The organism is Zavarzinella formosa DSM 19928, from assembly GCF_000255705.1.
Taxonomy (GTDB): domain Bacteria; phylum Planctomycetota; class Planctomycetia; order Gemmatales; family Gemmataceae; genus Zavarzinella; species Zavarzinella formosa.
Genome location: NZ_JH636444.1, coordinates 565585 through 568258 on the forward strand (window position 1 = coordinate 565585; position 2674 = coordinate 568258).

Below are 2674 nucleotides of genomic sequence, written 5' to 3' on the forward strand. Positions count from 1 at the left end.
TGTGGTGTCGGCGGGCGTGCCGCCGGCGCTGGTGACGTTTACGACCAATGTGGCGACCGCCCTTGCGGCGGGGAAGGCGGCCGGGGTGATCTCCGGCGGCGTTGCCACGCTCACCCAAGGGGTTTTGAAGACCATTTTCCTCAAAAAATTTATGACCACGGCGGCATTACTTCTGGCGGGCGCGGCGGTCGTTGTCGGCGGGAGTCTCGTGCTGGCTCAGACCGAATCGCCGGCCGGTCACGAAGTGAAATCCCAGAAGCCTGCGAAAGCGGCGGAAGTGAACGACGCCCCGCCTCGACCGCAAGCGGACAAGCCGCCGCACATCGCCGAGAAGCCGGACATGATGGGCCGCATGGCGTCCGGCCTGCCCTCTCGTGCGACGGAGGACGGATCAGTCGTGGTCAAGAGCTTTTTCGCCAAGATGGCCACGTATCCCGACATCCGCTTCCGGGATTTCTTCGACCCCCGCTATCTCAAGAAACACGGGCTGACGGACCGTGAGATCGCTTTCGAGATTGCCGACCACCAAGGCATCGCCAGTCTCCGCGTGGCCGATGACAAACTCACCGTCATCGTCGTTTTGAGGTTTAAAGGAGGGGAAAAGGAAGTGTTCGTCATGCGGTGCGCGGTGCTCGAAGACCGCATTTACATCTCGCCCGAGAAAGCCCCCGACCCCAACACCGGCATCATAAAGCCATGGATTCTCAGGATGAAACCTTAGTCGTTCAACCTCCGTTCGCCCTTGCAATTGATTCCACGCCGGAGACGGCATATGGCCAGGCGCAAGCCACTTCTTCGGGAACGAGGCCCGGCGGCCGGCCATCCAAAAATTCCTCGGCCGAACCGCGGACAAGCCGGGCCACTCGAACGCTGAAAAGGCCGAGTTGATGGGGTTGCCGATGAAGTTGCGGGAGAAGGTGTCCCGGCCCACATTGTTTGGATAACGGAAGGCGTGTCACATTGTGACGCTTATCATGCGACGATGAGTTGTAAATTCGTCCGCGTGACAGGATTTTCCTCGCGTCGGTACGAGATATGCTTGAATTATGCCATTGTCAGGCAGCCCGCATTGCCACCGCTCTTCCCGATCCCCATGCGGGAGAGGAACCGCTATCTCCAACGACGCCTCCTCGATCCTTTTCCCTCACATACTTTGCGTGGATGACAATCACGACGTTTCTGACACAAACGCCTTGATACTCAGCCTTAATGGATTTGATGCCGAAGCCTGTTACGACGGGATAACTGCCCTGCGCCTTGCCAGACAATCGCCTCCCGACTTGTGTTTCATCGACCTGAACATGCCGGGCATGGACGGAGACGAACTGGCAATCCGTCTCCGGGAATTGGCGCCCCGGCGCCTGATGACGCTGGTGGCCGTGACAGCCATGAGCCGCGAGGGGGATGTGCGAAGGCTGGCCAGGGCGGGCTTTACGATTCATCTGATCAAACCGGCCGACCCGACGATGTTGGTCAGCATCGCGAAGGGAATGCATGGCTGACACTGGCCAAGGCGGAGATGATATGGTCGATGGAGGCGGGTTTGATCAGGTGAGCACTGATACCGACGTCGGACGACTTGAGAAAGTCCGCGGGCTGACCACATGTCGTGACCGCGATAAAGGCGGGAATCACGGAACCCGGTCTTGCTCGAATCGTCTTCACCAGATTCCAGCCGTCCGTGTCTCTTAACCGCAGTTCCAAAATGACGATGTCCGGCAATAAGAGAATTCCGAGGGCCGCACGTCCTGAGAGGGCAATGCCCGTTGGATAGCCATGGGTTTTTAACACCATCGCCAGCGATTCGGCGGAGTCCGGGTAATCATCCACCACCAACACGGATGGCAGGCCGGGGCTTCCGGCTTCTGCATGGGTCATTAAGTTCCTATGGCATCGGCTGCCTGACGGGGTGTTCCATCACAAGGGGTGTCTCAGTATACCCGGCACACGAATATTCAGGTCATGGATTGGCAATTTGGGAAAAAGATACACTTCAAAACAACGTCGGCTGCCATCCGAAAAAGAGAATCGATTTGGTAATCTCGCAATGGGAATGCGACATGGGGAACTACCAATGGGGAACAATCCCCTTGAGAAGACTTCCAATGAAACTTGTTCGCGGAATTCTGTTGGATATCGACGGCACGCTGGCGGACAGCAACGACGCTCATACGCATGCGTGAGTGAAGGCGCTGGCCGAAAGCGGTCATGCGGTTGCCTTTGAAAAAGTCCGGCCGCTCATTGGGATGGGCGGCGACAAGTTGCTTCCGAAGGTGAGCGGAGTGGACGCCGAGTCGAAAGAAGGAAAGAAGATCAGCGACCGCCGGGGGGAAATCTTTCTCGACGAGTATCTTCCGCATCTTCAGCCAACTCGGGGAGCCAAAGAGCTGTTGGAGAAACTGGCGGCAATGGGCTTGAAACTGGCGGTCGCCAGTTCGGCCAAAAAAGACGAACTCAAACCCCTGTTAAAGATTTGCGGAGCCGACAAAGTCATCAAGGCCGCGACTTCCTCGGACGACGCGGAGGAATCAAAGCCCGACCCGGATATCCTGCATGCGGCGCTCAAAGAACTGGGCCTGTCTGCGGGTGAGGTCGTGATGCTCGGAGACACGCCATATGACGTGGAGGCGGCCCGCAAGGCCGAAATGGCAGTGATCGCCGTGCGCTGTGGCGG

General features: G+C 58.0%; 4 protein-coding genes. 3 read left to right on the plus strand and 1 reads right to left on the minus strand.

From position 1 onward, the window contains the following. Positions 1-721: hypothetical protein (locus BGIM_RS0131355; protein ID WP_202947335.1), on the plus strand; the 721-nt coding region annotated here is incomplete at its 5' end. 472 nt (positions 722-1193) lie between these two features. Further along, positions 1194-1502, plus strand: coding sequence for a response regulator (locus BGIM_RS0131365; RefSeq protein ID WP_238537754.1), 309 nt, complete (start codon positions 1194-1196; stop codon positions 1500-1502). Here the strand turns inward: BGIM_RS0131365 and BGIM_RS0131370 are convergent. Continuing rightward, a complete protein-coding gene (locus BGIM_RS0131370; protein ID WP_238537756.1) occupies positions 1474-1830 on the minus strand; it encodes a response regulator in 357 nt (118 codons plus the stop codon). The genes BGIM_RS0131365 and BGIM_RS0131370 overlap by 29 nt on opposite strands. A 353-nt stretch (positions 1831-2183) precedes the next feature. Here BGIM_RS0131370 and BGIM_RS53310 point away from each other — a divergent pair. Further along, positions 2184-2674 (plus strand): HAD family hydrolase (locus BGIM_RS53310; protein ID WP_020473632.1); only part of this gene is annotated, 491 nt, incomplete at its 3' end.